We start from the raw sequence: 19,053 nt of genomic DNA, 5'->3' as shown, positions 1-19,053 counted from the left end.
TCGCATGACCAATTATGTGAGGGCTTTCGCCGTGATGATCGCGGGCCTCTTGCTCGGCTTCGCGTTGACCGCCGTTTCACTGGGGCTCGGCCGCGGCTTCGGCGCGCTGCATGCAGGCCCCTGGACCGCATGGCCGCGACACGGCGCCGATATGGACCCTTATGCGCGCGCTGTGCTCGCGCGCTCGGGCGAGGCGCCGCTCGGCCGCGATCAAGGCCTCGCCTTCTTCGCGCGTACGGATTCGAGCGGCGCGCCACTCGACGGGCGCTGCGACTATCGCATCCTCGATTCGACTCCCGCGGCGCGCTTCTGGACGCTCGGCGCGGCGAGCGCCACGGGCCGGCTCATCGACAATCCCGCCGATCGCTACGCCTTCACCTCGAGCGAAATCCTGCGGCGTGAAGGCGGCGCCTTCGAGATCGAGATCGGCGCGCAGGCGCGTCCCGGCAATTGGCTTCCCGTCGCCAAAGATCCCTTCGTGCTGGTGCTGCGTCTCTACGACACGCCGCTCGACGTCGAGTCCGCGCCCGACCCTGCGACATTTCCGAAAATCGTGAAGCTCCATTGCGCATGAAAATGTCTCGCGACTATCTCGATTGGCTGCCCTGGGCGCTCGCGACCATCTGCGTCGCGGGCTCCGTTCACATCGTCTCCGTGCTGCTGATGCCGGAGGTCGCGCCACGCAACGCTTTCGCGCGTCTCGCCGCGGCGGCGCAGAGCGCCGAGACGACGCCGAATGGCGTCGCGCTGCTGCCGCGCGCCAAGCCCGGCGCGGAGGTCACGCCCTTCGAGGATTCGGCCTTCGTCGAGGGCGTCTGCGTCTTCGATCTCTCCAAGGGGCTGATGCGCGTGCGGGCGGACGCCGATCCGGAGGATCTCATCGCGCTCTCCTTCCATGCGCGCACGGGCCGCGTCTTTCATTCGGTGACCGACCGCTCGGCGATCAAAGGCAAGATCGACGTGCTGATCGGCGACGCGCGCCAGATCGAAGCGGTCGAGGGCGAGGACGAAGCAGCGCCGCCGCAGCAGGTGCGGGTGATCGCGCCCTCGACGCGCGGCTTCGTGCTGCTGCGCTCGCTGGCCAAGCGCGCCAGCGACCGCGATCGCGCCGGGCAGCGCCTGCGCGCCGTCTCCTGCGAGACCGTCGCCGAGCCGGAGAGCTGAAGAACAGGACAAGTCGCCGCATTGCTATCACGCCTCCCCGCGACCATTTCAAGAGGGGAGGCCGAAGCATCAGCGAGGGCGAAACGATGAAAAAAATCATTCCCACACTGGCGGCGGCTCTTCTGGCGGCGACGATCGCGCCGGCGTTGGCGGAGACCACCGTCGAGACCAAGCCCGTCGCTCCGCAAGAGGAACACGGCGGCGGCCATGAGGGCTGCTGCAAGATGATGCATGAGATGCGTCAGATGCACGAGCAGATGATGGATCACATGAAATCCATGCATCAGGGCCATGGCGAACATGGCGGCGAGCGCGGCGCCGGCGAGCATGGCGGCGGCCACGAGCACGAAGCGCCCAAGGCCGAGTAAGCGCGCCACAGAGCTCGTTTCCTCGCGCAGGGAGGCTCGTTTCCCCTCGAAGGGAGAAACGAGCCGCGCGTGATTACACCGCCGTCAGCGCCGGATAATCCGTATATCCTTCGGAGCCTTGGGCGTAGACCGTCTGGTAATCGACCTCGGCGAGCGGCGCGCGGCGGCGCAGACGCTCGACGAGATCGGGATTGGCGATGAATGGCCGACCGAAGGCGATGAGATCGGCGCGGCCGGCGGCCAGCGTCTCCTCGGCGAGTTCCAGCGTATAGGCGTTATTGGCGATATAGGCGCCGGGAAAGCTTTTCCGCAGAGCGAGATAATCGAAGGGCGCGACGTCGCGCGGCCCTTGCGTCGCGCCTTCGATCACATGAATGAAGCCCAGCTTCTTTGCCGCCAGCTTCTCCACGAAATAGAAGAACACGCCCTGCGGATCGCTGTCCGACATGTCGTGGACCGGGCTCACCGGCGAGATACGCACGCCGACGCGCGCGGCCTCCCATTCCTCGAGCACGGCGTCCACGACCTCCAGCCCGAAGCGCGCGCGATTCTGAGGCGAGCCGCCATAGGCGTCGGCGCGCTTATTGGAGCCGTCGCGCAGAAATTCGTCGATCAGATAGCCATTGGCGCAATGGACCTCGACGCCGTCGAAGCCGGCCTCCCTGGCGTTGCGGGCGGCCTTGCGATAATCGGCGACGATTCCGGGGATTTCATCGAGCGCGATCGCCCGCGGGGCCGAGCAGTCGACGAAGCCCGTCTCGATCGCCACCTGCTTCGTCGTGGCGATGGCCGAGGGCGCGACCGGCGCGCCGCCGCCCGGCTGCAGCGAAACATGCGACACGCGCCCCACATGCCAGAGCTGCAGGATGATATGGCCGCCGGCCGAATGCACGGCGTCGGTCACCTCGCGCCAGCCGGCGACCTGCTCCGGCGAATAAATCCCAGGCGTGAAGGCGTAGCCCTGCCCCTGCTGGGAAATCTGCGAGGCCTCGGCGATGATGAGGCCGGCCGACGCGCGCTGGCGGTAGTGCTCGGCCATCAGCGCATTGGCGGCGTTGGTTCCATGGGTGGCGCGCCGACGCGTCAGCGGCGCCATGACGATACGATTGGCGAACGAAAGATCGCCGAGCCGAAAAGGTTCGAATAAAAGATCGGTCATATCCGCGAATGTCCTCCGCTCCCGCGCCGCGCGCGCAGTCCCTCGCCCACTTGGGGATTGATCGCAAATTTGTTAGGTCCGGACCAGATGGAATGATTTTCTCGGGAAAGGGCCCCATGACCGACGACGCAGAGACCGACGACGCAAATTTCCGCCGCCGCCTGGACGAGGCCGCGAGCGCGACCGAGGCCAAGCTCGCCGCTCTGCTCGGCTCCGAGCCGCTCCCGGGCGAGATCGCCCGGCCGGCCCGGCTCATGGAGGCGATGCGCTATGTGGCGCTCGGCGGCGGCAAGCGCCTGCGGCCGTTTCTGGCGCTCGAATCGGCCCGCCTTTTCGGCGTCGAGGGCGAGGGCGCCCGGCGCGCAGCGGCGGCGATCGAGATGATCCATTGCTATTCGCTCGCCCATGACGATCTCCCCGCCATGGACGACGACGATCTGCGCCGCGGCCGCCCCACAGCCCATAAGGCCTTCGACGAGGCGACCGCCATTCTCGCCGGCGACGGCCTTCTGACCTACGCCTTCGACGTTCTGGCCGATCCGGCGACCCATGCCGATGCGCAAATCCGCGCCCGCCTCGTTCTGGCGCTGGCCCGCGCGGCCGGGCATGGCGGCATGGTCGGCGGCCAGGCGCTCGATCTCGAGGCCGAGAAGGCGACGAGCCCCCTCTCCCAGGAGGAGACGCTCCGCCTGCAGGCGATGAAGACCGGCGCGCTGCTGCGCATCTGCGTCGATTTCGGCGCCATTCTGGGCGGCGCCTCGGCTCCCGTGGCCACCGCGCTCGGCCGCTATGGCGACGCGCTCGGCGCCGCCTTTCAGATCGCCGACGATATTCTCGACGCCGAGGGCGACGAGGCCGCGCTCGGCAAGCGCGCCGGCAAGGACGCCGAGCGCAACAAAGCGACGCTGATCGGCCTGCTCGGCCTCGACAAGGCGCGCGAGCGGCGCGACGCCCTCGTCGAGGCGGCCATCGCCGCACTCGGCGAGACGGGACTCGGCGCGGCGACCGGCGTGCTGGCGAAGGCCGCGCGCTTCGTCGCGCTGCGCAGCAATTGAGCGGCGCGATGAGCCGAACCGGCGAAGCGCGCCCGCGGCGCCCGCTGCTCTGGCGCGTCGCCAAAGCGCGCGCGCGGCTGTTTTTCTGCCTTTTGGCGGGCGCGGTCGTCGGCCTCCTCCTGCCCGCGAGCTGGCGGGAGGTCACACGCGCGCTCGTCGGCTGGGACGCCTTCGTCACGCTCTATCTGCTGCTCTCGGCGGAGCTGATGGCGCGCTCGACGCCGCACACCATGCGCCGCCGCGCGCAATTGCAGGACGAGGGCCGGCTGGTCATTCTGGTGATGACGATCGCCACGGCCTGCGCCTCCGTGGGCGCGATCGTCGCCGAGCTCGGCCCGGTCAAAAATCTCGAGGGATTTTCCAAGCACGCGCATATTTCGCTCGCCGTGCTGACCGTCGTGCTCTCCTGGCTCTTCGTCCATCTGACCTTCGCACTGCATTACGCGCATGAATATTATTTCGAGCGCGCCAGCGCGCCGGACCGCGCGCCCGAGCTGCGCGGCGGCCTGATCTTTCCGGGAACAGAGCAGCCCGGCTACATAGATTTCCTCTATTTCGCCTATGTGATCGGCGTCGCCTCGCAGACGGCGGACGTCTCCACCTCTTCCGCCACCATGCGCGCGGTGGCGCTCGTCCAGGGCGTGCTGGCCTTTTTCTTCAACACCGCGATTCTGGCGCTCACCGTCAATATCGCCGCGGGCTTCGTATGAGCGCGATGGAGCGCGTGAGAGGAAGCGCATGAGCTGGCTGCGAATTCGACAGAGGAGCGCCGAATGAGCCGTGAGAAGGGCGCGCTTCGGAGAAGCGCGGCGGCGGCGCGCATGGCCGTTCTGACAGCCGCCTCGCTCGTCATTTGCGCCGCCGCTCCGGCGCCGACGGTCAATGTCGAAATCGAGCGTTTCGCCTTCTCGCCAGCGCGTCTCACGATAAAGGCCGGCGCGGTGATCGTCTTCACCAATCACGATCAGGTTCCGCATTCCCTGATCGGCGTGATGGGCGCCGAAGAGGTCTTCCGCTCGCCCGAGCAAATAGACGAGGACGAAAGCTTCCGCGTCATTCTCTTGCGCCCCGGCGAAGTGACCTATCGCTGCGGGCTGCACTCCCATATGACAGGGGTGATCTCCGTCATCCCGTGATGACAGCGTCCGAGCGACGCCGGTCCTAGAGTGTTTTCGAGCGAAGTGGGAACCGGTTCGCGTGAAGAAAACACGACAGAACAAGGAGATCTAGAGTCATTCCGGTTCAATCTGAACCGGAATGACTCTAGGGATCGCTTCGTCGCTACGCGCCTCGCAAAGACGAGCCCCGCATCGAGTGGGAAAACGTCGCATGGACCTGCGCCCATGCGACGCGCGCTCATTTCTTCGCGGCCTGCGCCTTCCACGGATCGGAGAAACGCGGCGAGGTGAGCAGCGTCTCATCGGTCAGCGTCTTCAAAAAGGCGAGCAGATCGGCCTTCTCCTGCGGCGTCAGATCGACCCTGACGATCAGCGGGCTCTTCAGCGGATTCAAAGCGCCGTCGCCCTTGTTCGGCCCCGTCTCGATCTTGCGCCCGCTGCGCGCATAAATGTCGATGACCTCTTCCAGAGTGGCCACCGTCCCGTCATGCATATAGGGGCCGGTCACCGCTATGTTGCGCAGGCTCGGCGCGCGGAACTTGCCCATATCTTCCGGGTCTTGGGTGATGTCGTAGAGGCCGTGATTGGGCTCCGGATAGGCGCCCTTTCCGTCGATATCGTAGAGACCCGTGTTGTGGAAAGGCGTCTCCGCCTCGCGCGTCTTGGCGTGGATGAACTGATCGTCGAGATTCACGCTGCCGTGACAGTGATGGCACTCCGCCTTCTCGCCGAAATAGAGATCATGTCCACGCTGCTCCGCCTCGCCGAGCTTGATCTTGCCTTGCAGATATTGATCGTATCGGCTGTCGAAGGAGATGACGCCGCGCTGGAAGGCCGAGATCGCCTTGATGATCGTGTCGAAGGAGATCTGGTCGGCCGGCTTTTTTTCCGGGAAGGACGCCGCGAACCACTTTTTGTAATCCGCATCGGCACGGAAGCGCCCGACGATCTCGGCCTTATTGGCGTCATTGACGCCCATCTCGATCGGCCGCTCGCCATAGAGCGGATTTTCCATCTGGCGCTCGAGCGTCACCAGCGCCGGATTGGCCCAGGTGAATGTCGCATGCCAGCCGGAATTGACGATCGATGGGGCGTTGCGCGGCGTCTTCTCGCCGGTCGAGCCGACGCTGACGACGCGCCCATCGGTGAAGGCGCGCTCCTGCAAATGGCAGGAGGCGCAAGCGATCGTCCCATTGCCGGAGAGGCGCTTGTCGAAGAACAAACGCCGACCGAGCTGGAACTTCTCCTCCGACATGGGATTGTCGGCGGGCACGCGCGGCGGTGGAACATATTTGGGCAGATCCCAATTCCATTCCGCCTGCTTGTCCGGCTGCTTGGCCGTCTCGGCCGAAGCGGCGTGGGCCGCCGCGGCGCCGAGCGCGGCGAGCCCGATGAGCCAGCCGCGCCTCACTGTTTGGAGCCCACGACTTTCGCCGGCGTTCCGCCGCCGACCTTGAAGACGGGCGAGACGCCGGCCTTGGTCTGCTTGCCGCCGTCGCCAGCCCCGGCCGCGCTGTCGCCGAGATTGAGCCCGAGCGCCGCGAACACCGCCAGACATTCCGGATCGTCGAGCGCGCTCATGCAGCCGATGGCGCCGCCCTTGTCGGCCACTATGTCGGAATTCTCGAAGAGGCGCGTCAGATCGAATTCGACGCGCTGCGTCTTGGGATCGAAGCGATCGAAGGCGACGGTGAAGCGGTTCTCATGCGCGCAGGAGACGATCTCGCCGGTCGCCGGATTGCCCTTGCAGTTGGTGGAGCCGATATGGACCATCCATGTCCGCGCCTTGGAGCCGTCGGTCTTCACCACGGGGGTCGGCGGATCGACCTCCAAAGTGACGAAACGGCGGCCCGCCTGCCAGTTCCACGCCATGCCGACCACATCGAGCGGAGGCGGCGCGGTCTCGACATTGGAATGATTGATGGAGACGGGCTTGCCGTCGACGATGGTCTCCACCGGCGCGCCGACCGCGAATTCGAGGCCGACATAGGAGCCCGCCGGCGCGGCGCCGACGAGCTTGGTGTTCTTGGCCGGATTGCCCGCGGTGCAGGGCGCATTGCCGCCACGCGCGTCCTTGAAGTCGAGCAGAGCGACGTCGCCATATTGCCACTCGTTTTGCTCCAGGGCCACGGGCGTGCGAGCGCCTTTGGCGTCGATGAGCTTCACGCCATAGACATAGAAGCGCGCCTCACGCAGCTTCGTCTCCAAATGGCCGCTGCCTAGATTATGCAGGGGCGCGCCGCAGCCGACCTCCTTGCCGTCCGCCGTCAGCGCAAAAGTGACGGCGATGGGCTGCGTCTTGCCGCCCGCGGCGAGAGCCGCCCCCGAAGCGAGGAAAAGACATCCGGCCGCCGCCGCGGCCGCAAATCCGACATTTCGCAATTTCCGCATCTCGACTTCCTCCGCTTTTCGGCCGGGCGTTTCGCCGTCCGCAATATGTCTCGAGGGGCCCGCCTGTCTTATTAGACGAATGACTACGCCAAAAAGGAACCTCGGGACGAAAGATTTTTTGCCGCAGCGCGAATCCCCGTCCCGCGGCCCCACCCGATCAGAACTCCACCCGCAGCGATCCGAGGAAGGTGCGCGGCGTTCCGGTCTGAATCAGCAAGCGGCTGGCGGCGGACGGGTAATAGACCGCATCGGTGATGTTCTTGACGTTCAGTTGCGCGGTGACGGTAAAGCCTTCGATCTTGGTCGTATAGGCGATCATTCCATTGAGCAGCGCATAGCTGGGAAGAACGAAGGAATTCGCCGTGTCGCCGAACTGGTCGGAGCTCACATTGACGCCTCCGGCGAGGCTGAGCCCGTGGAATGCGCCATCGGCGTCGTATTTGATCCACAGATTGCCATAGTTGCGCGGGCTGCCCGGCAAAATGCCGCCGGCGACCGCGATCTGCCGCGTATAGGCGCTGAGCGGATCGGTGGCCGTGCCGACGAGAGTGCGCACATCGTCATGCGTGTAATTGGCGATGACGCTCCAATTATCGTCGACGCGGCCGGTCAGATCGAACTCGAAGCCCCGGCTGCGCGCCTTGCCGACCAGCAGCGTATTGTTGGCATTGCTCGGATCGGTCACCGGGACATTCGTCTTGGTGATGTCGAAATAGGCCATCGTCAGCATGAGGCGCTTGTCGAAGAGCTCGGCCTTGACGCCGCCCTCATATTGCTCGCCCCTCTGCGGCGCCAGAGTGATATTCTGCGTCGTGACTTGATTTGCGCCGAGCGACTGCGTGAAATTGCCATAGAGCGACAGCCAGGGCAGCGGCTGATAGACGACGCCGACGCGCGGGCTGAAGCCCTTGTCATAGGACGACCAATAGGTGGCCTGGGCGAGAAAAGGCGAGGTGCGGACGCGGCTGAGGGCCGTCTCCGCCCAATCATATCGTCCGCCGAGCAGCACATGGACCTTGTCGTCGAGGAGGGAGATCATGTCCTGGGCGTAGACGCCCATCCATTTCGCGCCGTTCATGAGAAACTGCGGGCTCCGGTAGATCGCCTCGAACTGGTAATAGTTCGGCGCATAGACATTGAGCGCCGAACCCGCGGGCTGGAAGCCCGTATACATCGGATTGAAGAAATTGAAGTGATCGAAGCCGACCAGTATCGAATGCTCTAGCGGCCCGGTCGCGAATTTTCCTTTCACGTCGAGATTGGTCGCGAACATTTTGTCGGTGAAGCCGGGATTGATCGTCAATGAGCGGGTCATCACGCCGGTCGCTTGGTTGAAGCCGAGCGGAAAGACGTTGTTGGTCTGAAGTCCGACGTTCGAATAGCTCAACCTGTTCGTCACGCTCCATCCGGGCAGAAAATCATAGGTCCAATCATAGGCGATCCGCTTCTTGTCGAAATTGTCGAGCAGCGCTTTATTGACCAAAGTCGGCTGCAGATAACGGCTCCTGGGAAGATTGGCCGGCCCCCCGGCGATGGCCGGATAGACCGGATAATCGTCCACCCAGGTCCGGTTCTGATATTCGAAATCTATGTTCATTCGGAACTGCTCGATCGGATGGAACGAGAGCGTCGGCGCGATGAGCACGTTTCGATCGGTCACGAAATCGCGATAAGAATCTGTACGGTAGAATTCGCCATTGAAACGATAGAGAATGGATTTGTCGCTGGTGACCGGGCCGGTCGCGTCGACCGTCGTCCGCGTCATCCCATAAGATCCGACCTGCTGCTCCACCGAATAATAAGGGATATCGAGCGGACGCTTGACCACCATATTGACCACGCCGCCGGGCTCCATCCTGCCGAAGAGCATTGCGGCGGGGCCTTTCAACACGTCGACGGATTGCAGATTTGTGGTGTCGTAGTAACGGTAACGATATTCCTGAAGTCCATTCTTATAGGTGCTTCCGAAGGTCGAGAAGCCGCGCACCTTGAGAACGTCGAAGAAGTTTGGAACGATGGTCACGCCGCTGACATTCGAGACGACGGCGTCTCTCAGGCTGATCGCCTGCTGATCGTCCATCGTCTGGCGCGTCACGACCTGAATGGACATGGGCGTCTGCATCAGCGGCGTGTCGGTCTTCAATGTCGTCGGCGAGGTCGCGCTCGGCCGGTATCCCGTGAACCTGTCGCCCGGCCCTCGCGGCGCGCCGGGCGCAGGCCGCCCCTTCTCCGCGCCGACATCGATCGGCGGCAGCGCCTCCGCGCCGGAGGCGTCGGTCATCGTTCCGCGATCGTTCTGCGCCAAAATGATGGACACGGTCCTGCCCTTGGCGGCGAAGCGCCACGACAGCCCCGTCCCCGAAAGCAGCCGATCGAGCCCCTCGCCGACGGCGAAATCGCCGTCGAGTCCGCCCGTCTTCAGCCGGCTCGTCACCTCGGCGTCGTAGAGAATCTGCAATCCGTTGAGATCGGCGAAGGCGTTCAGAGCGCCCGGCAGCGGGCCGGACGCGATGCGATAGCTCTGCACCAGCCCCGCGCGCTCCTGCGGCGAAATGGCCGCCTGCGCCGGCGAGTCGGAGACTCCCGAGCTCAGCGCCAGAGCGCCCATGGCGGCGATCGCCAGCGTCGATCCCATCCTGCCTTCGCCCACTCCGAAACCGTTGCGATTATCCCGATCCGCCATTGCGCCGCCTCTTCATTGCCGGAGACGGTTTTTGTCCCCTGTGACAGCCCTCCACGCGGCAGACGGGCAAAGAGGAGGTCGGCCAAGAAAAAATTTTCGTCCTACGGCGCTTCTATTCGTGGACGATGGTCAGATATTTGGTGACATGCGTCGCATGCAGGCCGAGCGAGGTCTCGATTTCGTCGAGAGCGGCGATCGGATCCTGAGCGTTGAACACGCCGGTCACGCGCCGCGCCTTCAGTGTCGGATCGAGGAAATAGACGAAACCGCGATGATAGCGGCCGAGCGCGCGCACGACCTCGCCGAGCGTCCGATTTTCGAACATCAGCTTGCCGCGCCGCCAGGCGGTGGCGCGCGCGAGATCGACCGGCTCCGGCGCCGCCGCCGTCTCTCGCGCGGCATAGGCGCTCTGTCGCCCCTCCTCGACGACGACCTCGCCGCCGGCGCTCGCGACGCGCACGCGATGGCTCGTCACCGTCACGCGGGCCTTGCCGTCCTCGAGCGAGACGATGAAAGCCGTGCCCAGCGCGGTCGCCGTCCCGCCGGCCGCCTCGACGATGAAGGGCCGCGCCGGATCGGGCGCGACGTCGAACCAAGCCTCGCCCTCGAGCAGAGTCACCCGCCGCTGCGTCGGGCCGAAATGGAGAGCCACCGCGCTGCGGGCGTCGAGTTCGATGCGCGAGCCGTCGGCGAGCGTCGCCTGTCGCGTCTCGCCGGGACCGGTGAGGAAATCCGCGCGCAGCCGCAGCGCGATCTCGTCTAAGAAGACCAACGCCAGCAGCGCGACGCTCGCCGCGGCGGCCGCTTTGCGCCGCCGGCGCCGAATCTTGCGCTGCGGGCCGGCGCCCGGCCAGCGCGGCGCCATGAAATCGCCGAGCGCGGAAAGGCTCTCATAGGCCGCGCGATGAGCGTCCTCGGCGAGCCAGGCCTCGAAGGCCGCCTGCTCCTTCTTGGAGAGCGTCGCCTCATTGCGCCGCAGCCACCAGTCGATCGCGGCGTCGCGGATGGTGGGCGCAGCGGTCGCGCATTTCTTCTCGGACATGACCTCATCCATCGCAGAGCCACGCCGGAGCCCGCGGCGAGCGAGCGGCGTCCTGCGCAGCATCCCACGCGCCAGATTGCGAAAAAGGAGGCCGCACGCGCAAAATTCTATTCCAGCGCCGCCCAGCAGCGCGCCATGGCGAGCCGCATGTGCTTTTGCGCCATATTGCGCGATATGCCCAGCCGCTCGGCGATCTCGCCGAGGCCGAGCCCCTCCCGCATATAGAGCAGAAACACGTCGCGGCAGCGCGGCGGCAAGCCGTCCACGGCCTCGCACAGCAGGCGCCATTTCTCCTCGGCCTCGAGGCGGGCGTCCGGCGATGCTCCGGTCGCGACGGCCTGCTCGGCGTCGGCGCCGAGGTCGACATATTTCGCTTCCGTGCGGCGGCGGCGGGCGTGGTCGCGCGCGAGATTGACGGCGATGCGCTGCAGCAGCGACGGCGGATCGGCCACGGCCTCGAAACGATCGCTCCGCAAGGCGCGCACAAAGGTTTCCTGCAGCAGATCGGAGGCGTCCTCGCGTCCCACGCGGCGCGAGAAATAGGCGATGAGCTCGCGCCGGCTGCGCAGGAACAATCGACCGAAGAATCGCGATTTCTCATCCGACATCGACAATGTCCGGCGACGGCCGAAGCGCCCGGCGACGGGCCGGGGTTCAGCGAGAAATTGGCGAGAATGCGGGCGGGCCGTTCATGCGACGCGCCGGCTCGGGCGAAGAAGGCGGCGCAGGAGGCCGCCGCGGATCAGCCCAAAGACGGTGGCGCGCGCGACGACCAGGGCGGCGCCGGCTCGGGACCGCGAGCGTCGGGCTCGACGGCGAAACCGAGCGTCGTCGCCTCACCCGAGGAGACGCGGAGCGCGACCGAGGAGACGTCGCTATCGAGCGGCGAAAGGGCTGCGGACCCCAACGCGCAGCATTGCGGATGCAGCGGGCAGGCGGGCGGCGGAGCCTCGCCTCTATGCCCCGGCGCGCGGCAATCGGCGGAAGCGACATCGAGGCCCGCCGGAGCGCCGACTCCGGCCGCAGAGCGATGCGCGTGACCCGAGCCGATCGCAAAGAAGAGGAGGAGCGCTTGCAGCATTGCGGCGAGAACGGCGATCGGACCGATCGTCGCTCGCTTCGAAAAACCTCTGCCGCGCAAACTCGCCATAGGGAACGATCCGGCGCCGCGCGATCGATCGGCGAGGGCCGACGGAAAAGCGCGCGCTCGATTCCTAGAACGCGCGGTCACGGCAAGTCAACGGGCGGCGCCGTGAGGCGGATTGGATTTCCGCGACGAGGCGCCGGTGACGGACAGCGCGCAGAGCGCCGGAGTCGGCGTCGAAAACGACCATTGCTCGCGTATTCGCTGCGATGTTTGGCGAACTGCGCGCGACAAGCGTATAGACGCCACGGCTGCGATCAAAAGAGAGAAGCGCCTCGTTCTCGACGGCAAAGCCCTCTCGACGCGCCCGCTCGGCGAGAAGCCTGCGCCCGACGGCGCGCGCCGCGCGCAGATGTTCTCGTGGCGAGGTTCGCGCCCTCCTCACGACGCCAGCTGCGCCCTCACCACCCGCCTGATCGAATTTCGCATGTTGACGGTCGCCCGCCTTTTCCTCGCGTAGGTCCGTTCGAGAAGTGGGCGTATGGCGTCGAGAAGGCCGATCTCCCCCTGTCCGAACTCAGGCTTGCCGATGCGTCGATTGATCCGGACGACCAGAGGCCGCCGGTCGTCGCGAGGATACGACGGCGGGCGACCGTCGCGCCTGGCGATCATAGGGTCCAGCGAGCCGAGATCGACTTGCGGGCCGTGCGCTTCTTCCACCAGACATACACGCCTGTCGCGCTCAGCATGACGATCGCCAGACCGAGACAGGCGACGAAAATGCGGTATGGGGTTCCGAAGACATTCGCCGTGTGGAGCTCGACGAGCCATGTCGTCAGCGTCGCGCCACTGTGCTGGCCGGTCGGCAGGCTGAGCGCGGTCAATTCGCCGTCGCGCGCGTCGAAGAGGATGGATGTCGATCCCGCCTTGTCGCCGATGTCGCGCGACGAGCGCACGCGATATTCGAAGAGGCCTTTCTCGCGCAGATCATAGAGCGCAAGCGGGCGTTCGATCGCAAATCCGTGAATGCGCGCCTGCTCCGCCATCAGGCGCTCGCCGATCGCTTGCGCTTCCTCCCAGTCCATGAGCGGACGCGTTCCATTGCGCGGAGGCGCTTCCGCCGCCCAGACGGGGCCGTCGTATCGGAAGAAGAGCTGCGTCGCTTTCGTGTATAAATTGGGGAAGGTGAAGAAGACGCTCGACCAGGCGAAGACGAGCAGAATCGCCCAAAGCCACAGGCCGCCGGCGCGATGCAGATCGAAATTGAGCCGGTAGAAGGAACCCGACGGCCTGATCAGCCACGCCCGCCGCCACCGCGCGAGAAAGCCGCGACGCGCCTGTCCGCCGGCGGGCGGCAAAGTGAGATAGAAGGCGACGAAGCAATCGATCGTCCAGGTCAGCGCGACGGCGCCGAGAATCCAGTCGCCGATCCCGCTCATGGCGAGATACATGTGCAGGCCATAGACGAAGGGCATGATGTCGTTCTTCGTCTTGGGCAGTCCATGCCAGACGACGCGCCCGCGCTCGCTCCCGTCGATCGGATCGAGATGGAGAAATTCGAAATCGAGCGGCGGCGCGCCGTCCCGGGCCTCCATGCCTATCTGAACCGTGCCGGGATAGCCGAGATAGACGGTCCGCGCGCGCGCCTGCGGAACGAGCGCCTCCGCGCGGCGGGCCAGCGTCGCGGAGTCGAGCATGACGCCGGGGCGTTCGCCCGGATAGAGATCAGGCGTCAGCCATTGATTGATCTCCAGCCAGAAGGCGAGCAGGCTGCCGGTCAGCCCGACCAGGATCAGAAATCCCGCCATGGCGAGGCCTGCCCAGCGGTGCAGCCGAACAAAAATATTGCGCATTATGTCACCCGTTCGTGAACAGGTCGCCGCCCTCGCCGAAAAGCGAGGGCGGCGAGGCGTCTCACCATTCGAAACGCAACGTTCCGATCGCCGTGAAAGGCGGCGCAGGAAGCGCCGACAGCGGCGGATTGTAGTAATTGAGCAAATTGTCGACGCCCGTATAGTAGCGCGTATTGGTGATGTTGCGTAGATTGAGCTGCGCGGTCACCTTGTGGCCCTCATAGAGGGTCGTATAGCTCGCGAAGCCGTCGAGCCGCGCCCAGCCGGGAATGACGAAAGTATTCTGAATATCGCCCCAGGCGTGCGTCGAGGCGGTGACGCCGCCGCCGACGCGCCAGCCGAGGCCGCTCTCGCCGAAATCATAGGTGAGGAAGACTTTTCCCGAGTGACGCGGCGTATTGTCGAGATGGTTCTGATAGACGCCGCTCGGACCGAACCAGCCGAACGGATTGAGCGGATCGCGCCAATTGTCGGAGATCACCTTCGCGTCGATATGCGCGTAATTGGCGATGACCGTCCATCGATCGGTGATGCGGCCGACGACGTCGAGCTCGATTCCGCGGCTGCGCTGCAAACCGGCGAGTTTCATTGCGAATGGATCGGGCGACGTATAGTCACGCGTCGCAATGCCGGATTTGGTGATTTGGAAGAAGGCGAGCGTCGCGGTCAACCCCTCGAGCGGCTCGGCCTTCAGACCCACCTCCCATTGCGCGCCGCGCCGCGGTCCGAGATTGACGCCATTGGAGTCGACGCCATTGTTGGCGCCGAAGGAGCGCGAGTAGCTGCCATAGACGCTGAGCTCGGGCAGCACGTCATAGACCAAGCCGAAACGCGGGCTCCAGGCCTTGTCGTTGCGTGACTTCGCATGATTGCGCGCGGCGCTCGCCGTATCCGCGCTGGCGCTGAGATCGCCGCCGAAGGACGAGGACGTTCCCCGTGTGATGTCGGCGACGTCGTAGCGCACGCCGAGCAGCAGATGCGCCTTGTCGTCGAGCGCGGTGATCTGATCCTGGACATAGAAGGCCTTCTGACGTTGCAGCTCCGAGGAATGGTATTTGGAGCCGACGCCGGCCACGCTCGCGAAATAGGCGTAGGGCGAGACGGTCCCATAGATCGGATTATAGATGTCGATCGAGGAAGCCCCGCCATTGTCGGCGAAGTAATAGTCTGTGAGGCTGTTGACATAGTCGAGCCCGAATAGGAAATCGTGCTTCGCGCCGAATGTCGTGAATTTCCCTTCGACGTCTATGTTGGTCGCGAAGGTTCTCCCGGAAACCCATTGATACTCGCCGATGCGCGGCAAATTGCGCATATTGGTCGAGTCGACGCAGAACGGATAGCCGCAGAACATGGTGACCATGTTCTTCTCCATCGTCGGCGTCGCCGCGAAAAGAAAGCGATTGGTCACTTTCCAATTCTCATCGAGATTTTGCCGGAAGCGATATCCGATGTTGAAGCTCTCTATATGGTCGCGCGGATCGTTCGGCTCCTGGAACGAGCGATAGAAAGGCAGATTTGCCGGCGCCGAGCCGATCGTCGGCACGCCGATGTCGCTCTGCGCCTTCTGGCCGAGGAATTGCCCATCGATGGTGAAGTCTGTCCATTCCGTCGGCCGATAGCTGATGACCGGCGCGATGAGCACGCGTTCGCCGCCTTGGAATTTGCGGAAGGAGCCATTGTTCTGATAGGCGCCCGACACGCGATAGGCGAGCCCGGGAACCTCCGGCAGAGGCGTCGAGAAATCCCAGCTCGTGCGATAATGATCGAAGGAGCCGATCTGCTGATCGATGACATAGCGCGGCTTGTCGAGCGGCTCCTTGGTGACGATGCCGATGAGTCCGCCGGGCTCCGCGCGGCCATAGAGGACCGAGGCCGGTCCTTTCAGCACCTCGATTCGCTCGATATTCGCCGTATCGAAGCCGCTCGGATTGGCGCCGCCGCCGGGAATAGGGAGATTGTTGCGATAAATATAGAGGCTGTCGAAGCCGCGGATCTTGAAATTATAGCCCTCGAGCTCGTTGCTGTTCGAGCGCACGCCGGGAACATTCTCCAGCGCATCGACGAGGCTGGTGAGAGCCTGATCGATGATGACTTGCTTGGGCACGACATTCACCGACGCCGGAATCTCGCGGAGGGGCGTGTCGGTCTTGGTGGCGGAGCCGGCCTCCTTAGCCACATAGCCGTCCTGGGCGGTCTTCGGCTCGCCGCGAAAGCGTGAGGCGGATGGAGCGGAAGTGGATTCGCCGGCGACATCGATCGTCGGCAGAGCCTCCTGCGCAGAGGCGTCGAGAGAGAGAAGCAAAGCGAGAACGCCGGTCGAGGCGCCGCGCGAGAGACGAGACGAAATCATGAACATGCTCCCGAGCGCCCGCCGCGGGTGCTCGCCGAATAGGGTTGTTCGGAAAAGGCGAGGGAGGTCAGACCGTGCGGGCGCGGCGGGGCGGCGCGCGCGACGACCAGGCGGTCGCCCAGCCGGCGAGGGCGAGGAAGTCCTCGCGCGCGGTATACTGTGCCGGGGCGCCAGAGGAGGCGGCGCGCAGAACCAAGCCGCGTAGCGCCGGAATATCGGCATGCGCAGGCTGGTCGCACCCTGCCGCGCAGCAAAGACCGCCGAAGTGGCATTCGCCGCGGCGCGAGTCGTCGCTCGTCCGCTTGGATCGATGGTCGGCGCAATCGGCCGCGATCGAAAGGGCGAAGCCGCCGTCGGGCGCGTGCCGCGACCAGCGCGGCAGCTCCGCGAGGAGGCCCGCGACGAAGATCAGCAGCGCCATCAGGCCGGCGACCGACGCGCGCCGGCGCACGGCGCCCATGCGCCGCGCCGCGCGCGTCGAATTTCGTTTCGATTGCCGCATCGCCATCGTCGTTTCGACCATCGCCCACCACAATAGCCAAGGCGAAGCGACGGAACCTGACATGAATCTGGCGCGGCCGCCTCGGGATCAGATTTCCGCCGGGCGTGTCCTTCCGGCCACAGCGCCGGAGTGATATGGCTGCAGTCGCGCCAGCGGCGTCGCGAGATTGCGCCGCGCGCCAGTCGGAGCGGCGTCCGGATGCGTATATTGCTGGTGGAGGACGAGTCGGAGGCGGCGCGGCTGATCGCGTCGCTGATCGGAGCGGCGGGTTTCGCCGTCGATCGCGCGGCGTCGATCGCGGCGGCGCGGGAGGCCGTGGCGAAGACGGCCTATGATCTCGCGCTGCTCGACCGCCGGCTGCCGGACGGCGACGGCCTCACTCTGCTGGCCCATCTGCGCGCCGCCCTGCCCGGCGTCCGCGTGATGATGCTGACCGCCATGGACAGTCTCGACGAGAAAGTGTCCGGCCTCGACGACGGAGCCGACGATTATGTCACCAAGCCGTTTCAGGGCGAGGAGCTGATCGCACGCATCCGCGCCTGTCTGCGCCGTCCCGGCGGACCGCGGCTCGCGCCGATCGTCGTCGGCGCCTTGTCCTTCGACGTGACGACGCGTGAAGTGTCGATCGCCGGCAGGAACGTGGCCCTGCATCGCCGCGAGCTCGATCTGCTCGAGGCGCTGATACGCCGCGTGAGCCGGGTGACGCCGCGCGAGACCCTGTTCGAGGAAGTGTTCGCCGCGGGCTTCGACGTGCAGGACAATGCGCTCGACACCGCCATATCGCGCCTGCGCAGGCGGCTGGACGCGCTCGGCGCCGGGGTGAGCGTCCATACGCTGCGCGGCGTCGGCTATATGTTGACGGAGCATGTCGGTTGAGGGGGCCGTCGCTCGTCGCGCGAACGGTCGCCTTTCTCGTCGTCGCGCAGATCGTCGCTTTCAGCGTCGCCTGGTTCATGACGCTCGGTCTCGGCCTGGCCGGCATCGAGCGGTTCACCTATTCGCTGGACGAATTGTCGACGGCTCGCGCCCAAAAGCAGGTCGTCGCGTCCCTGGCGCGGGACGAGGACGGACAAATCGTGATCGCCCCGACGCCCGCGCTGCGGCACGAATTGGCCCATTCTCCGACGATGAAGGTCGCGGCCTTCGACACGCTTCGCGGGCGGCCTCTCGGCGGCTCGGCGCCGGAGCTGGTCGAAGCGTTGCGCCCCTTGATCACCATGCGTCCCACCCATGTGCATTTCGTCCTACCGGGCCAACTGCCCTCCGTTCGCCTCGGGCTCCTCGAGCCGCAATGGACACGCTTCGGCCCGGTGCATGTCGCCGTCTATGAAACGAGGTTTCATCTGAGCGATATTCTCGACGATGCGGTGGAGGCGTCGCTCGGGCTCGCCGCCTATATTCTCATGGCGATCTTGATGAGCGGCGTGGCGGCCTGGATCGCCGTGCGCTGGGGCCTGCGGCCGTTGCGCGAAATCGTCGCCGAGGCGGCGCGCATCGACATGGACTCGCTGCATCAGCGTCTGTCGTTGAAAGGCGTGTCGGCGGAGATCGGTCCGCTCGTCGAGGCCGTCAATGGCGCGCTGGCGCGGCTCGACGCCGGCGTCGCACGGCAGCGCCGCTTCACGGCGAACGCCGCCCATGAGCTGCGCACGCCGGTCACCATTCTCGGCGCCCGACTCGACGCGCCCGAGGAGCCGAGCTTCAAGAACGATCTGAGGCGAGATCACCGCAGGATTCGTAATATCGTCGAGCAGCTGCTCGCCGCCGCGCGCCTGGGCGGCAATACGGCGCGCTTCGAGGAGGGGCTCGATCTCGCCGCATTGGCGCGCGCCATGATCGGCGACGCCGCCCTGCTCGCCGTGCGATCCCGGCGTCACCTCATCCTAGAGGCGCCGCAGACGCCGGTTCTCGTCACCGGAAATCGCGTCGCGCTCGAATCGGTGATCGCCAATCTCATCGATAATGCATTGAGGGCCGAGCCCGAGGGCGGGACGGTGCTCGTCCGCATTTTCGAGGATGCGTCGCTCTGGGTCGAGGATCATGGAGACGGCGTCGATGAAAATGACCAGGCGGCGATTTTCGAGCCTTTTTGGCGTAAGAGCGACGCGGCGCCGGGCACGGGTCTCGGCCTTGCTATCGCCAAGGAGCTGATCGATGCCCATGGCGGCCGAATCTGGGTCGAGACGACGCCCGGCGGCGGAGCGACGTTCAAAATTTCATTCGATCCTCGCGTCGGCAGGAGAGAACGCAACTCCTGATGCGCCTCCGTCATAACCGGAAAGTC

General features: G+C 65.4%; 19 protein-coding genes. 9 read left to right on the top strand and 10 right to left on the bottom strand.

The window, feature by feature from the left end; all coding sequences use genetic code 11:
* The first annotated feature begins 4 nt into the window (after positions 1-4).
* The 3 genes from IY145_RS14435 (at position 5) to IY145_RS14425 (ending at position 1,532) form a co-directional block, all read left to right on the top strand.
* The gene (locus IY145_RS14435; RefSeq protein WP_196408842.1) at positions 5-574 is read left to right on the top strand and encodes a DUF1214 domain-containing protein; all 570 of its coding nucleotides are present in this window, start codon (positions 5-7) and stop codon (positions 572-574) included.
* Positions 571-1,164: a hypothetical protein gene (locus IY145_RS14430; RefSeq protein WP_196408841.1), complete on the top strand. Its 594-nt coding sequence runs from the start codon at positions 571-573 to the stop codon at positions 1,162-1,164. Before IY145_RS14435 ends, IY145_RS14430 begins: the two co-directional genes overlap by 4 nt.
* Positions 1,165-1,250: 86 nt before the next feature.
* Positions 1,251-1,532 carry a hypothetical protein gene (locus IY145_RS14425; protein ID WP_196408840.1) on the top strand — a complete coding sequence of 94 codons (282 nt, stop codon included), beginning with the start codon at positions 1,251-1,253 and terminating at the stop codon, positions 1,530-1,532.
* Between the two features lie 73 nt (positions 1,533-1,605).
* On the opposite strand, the gene IY145_RS14420 is transcribed toward IY145_RS14425, so the two are convergent.
* Positions 1,606-2,691 carry an alkene reductase gene (locus IY145_RS14420; RefSeq protein WP_196408839.1) on the bottom strand — a complete coding sequence of 362 codons (1,086 nt, stop codon included), beginning with the start codon at positions 2,689-2,691 and terminating at the stop codon, positions 1,606-1,608.
* Positions 2,692-2,807: 116 nt separating this feature from the next.
* On the opposite strand from IY145_RS14420, the gene IY145_RS14415 reads away from it, so the two are divergent.
* From IY145_RS14415 to IY145_RS14405, 3 genes are all read left to right on the top strand, one after another.
* The gene (locus tag IY145_RS14415; RefSeq protein ID WP_246722042.1) at positions 2,808-3,746 is read left to right on the top strand and encodes a polyprenyl synthetase family protein; all 939 of its coding nucleotides are present in this window, start codon (positions 2,808-2,810) and stop codon (positions 3,744-3,746) included.
* 8 nt (positions 3,747-3,754) lie between these two features.
* Positions 3,755-4,456, top strand: coding sequence for a DUF1345 domain-containing protein (locus IY145_RS14410; protein WP_196408837.1), 702 nt, complete (start codon positions 3,755-3,757; stop codon positions 4,454-4,456).
* Between the two features lie 63 nt (positions 4,457-4,519).
* On the top strand, positions 4,520-4,882 hold the full coding sequence (locus IY145_RS14405; protein WP_196408836.1) for a cupredoxin domain-containing protein: 363 nt from the start codon (positions 4,520-4,522) through the stop codon (positions 4,880-4,882).
* A 220-nt stretch (positions 4,883-5,102) separates the two neighbouring features.
* Here the strand turns inward: IY145_RS14405 and IY145_RS14400 are convergent, their stop codons facing one another.
* The 6 genes from IY145_RS14400 to IY145_RS14375 all read right to left on the bottom strand — a co-directional run bounded on the left by IY145_RS14400 (position 5,103) and on the right by IY145_RS14375 (position 12,130).
* Positions 5,103-6,275 carry an MbnH family di-heme enzyme gene (locus IY145_RS14400; protein ID WP_409455305.1) on the bottom strand — a complete coding sequence of 391 codons (1,173 nt, stop codon included), beginning with the start codon at positions 6,273-6,275 and terminating at the stop codon, positions 5,103-5,105.
* Positions 6,272-7,255 carry an MbnP family copper-binding protein gene (locus IY145_RS14395; protein WP_196408835.1) on the bottom strand — a complete coding sequence of 328 codons (984 nt, stop codon included), beginning with the start codon at positions 7,253-7,255 and terminating at the stop codon, positions 6,272-6,274. Before IY145_RS14395 ends, IY145_RS14400 begins: the two co-directional genes overlap by 4 nt.
* Before the next feature lie 157 nt (positions 7,256-7,412).
* Positions 7,413-9,938, bottom strand: coding sequence for a TonB-dependent siderophore receptor (locus IY145_RS14390; protein WP_246722040.1), 2,526 nt, complete (start codon positions 9,936-9,938; stop codon positions 7,413-7,415).
* Positions 9,939-10,050: 112 nt separating this feature from the next.
* Positions 10,051-10,980: a FecR domain-containing protein gene (locus IY145_RS14385; RefSeq protein WP_196408834.1), complete on the bottom strand. Its 930-nt coding sequence runs from the start codon at positions 10,978-10,980 to the stop codon at positions 10,051-10,053.
* Between the two features lie 107 nt (positions 10,981-11,087).
* Positions 11,088-11,588 carry an RNA polymerase sigma factor gene (locus tag IY145_RS14380; RefSeq protein ID WP_196408833.1) on the bottom strand — a complete coding sequence of 167 codons (501 nt, stop codon included), beginning with the start codon at positions 11,586-11,588 and terminating at the stop codon, positions 11,088-11,090.
* A 134-nt stretch (positions 11,589-11,722) separates the two neighbouring features.
* Positions 11,723-12,130 carry a hypothetical protein gene (locus IY145_RS14375; RefSeq protein ID WP_196408832.1) on the bottom strand — a complete coding sequence of 136 codons (408 nt, stop codon included), beginning with the start codon at positions 12,128-12,130 and terminating at the stop codon, positions 11,723-11,725.
* A gap of 136 nt (positions 12,131-12,266) precedes the next feature.
* Between IY145_RS14375 and IY145_RS14370 the strand changes: the two genes are divergently transcribed.
* On the top strand, positions 12,267-12,584 hold the full coding sequence (locus IY145_RS14370; protein WP_196408831.1) for a hypothetical protein: 318 nt from the start codon (positions 12,267-12,269) through the stop codon (positions 12,582-12,584).
* Positions 12,585-12,732: 148 nt separating this feature from the next.
* Here the strand turns inward: IY145_RS14370 and IY145_RS14365 are convergent, their stop codons facing one another.
* The 3 genes from IY145_RS14365 to IY145_RS14355 form a co-directional block, all read right to left on the bottom strand.
* Positions 12,733-13,917, bottom strand: coding sequence for a PepSY domain-containing protein (locus tag IY145_RS14365; RefSeq protein WP_210332672.1), 1,185 nt, complete (start codon positions 13,915-13,917; stop codon positions 12,733-12,735).
* A 61-nt stretch (positions 13,918-13,978) separates the two neighbouring features.
* Entirely contained in the window at positions 13,979-16,267 is a 2,289-nt protein-coding gene (locus IY145_RS14360; RefSeq protein WP_196408830.1) for a TonB-dependent siderophore receptor, read from the bottom strand.
* Between the two features lie 67 nt (positions 16,268-16,334).
* A complete protein-coding gene (locus tag IY145_RS14355) occupies positions 16,335-16,832 on the bottom strand; it encodes a hypothetical protein (protein WP_196408829.1) in 498 nt (165 codons plus the stop codon).
* A 135-nt stretch (positions 16,833-16,967) separates the two neighbouring features.
* On the opposite strand from IY145_RS14355, the gene IY145_RS14350 reads away from it, so the two are divergent.
* A complete protein-coding gene (locus tag IY145_RS14350) occupies positions 16,968-17,645 on the top strand; it encodes a response regulator transcription factor (RefSeq protein ID WP_196408828.1) in 678 nt (225 codons plus the stop codon).
* Positions 17,642-19,027, top strand: coding sequence for a sensor histidine kinase (locus tag IY145_RS14345; RefSeq protein ID WP_246722038.1), 1,386 nt, complete (start codon positions 17,642-17,644; stop codon positions 19,025-19,027). The genes IY145_RS14350 and IY145_RS14345 overlap by 4 nt, the downstream gene beginning before the upstream one ends.
* The last annotated feature ends 26 nt before the right edge of the window (positions 19,028-19,053 follow it).

This window comes from Methylosinus sp. H3A (assembly GCF_015709455.1).
In the GTDB taxonomy this organism is placed as follows: domain Bacteria; phylum Pseudomonadota; class Alphaproteobacteria; order Rhizobiales; family Beijerinckiaceae; genus Methylosinus.
This window is presented reverse-complemented; position numbering and strand designations above follow the sequence as displayed.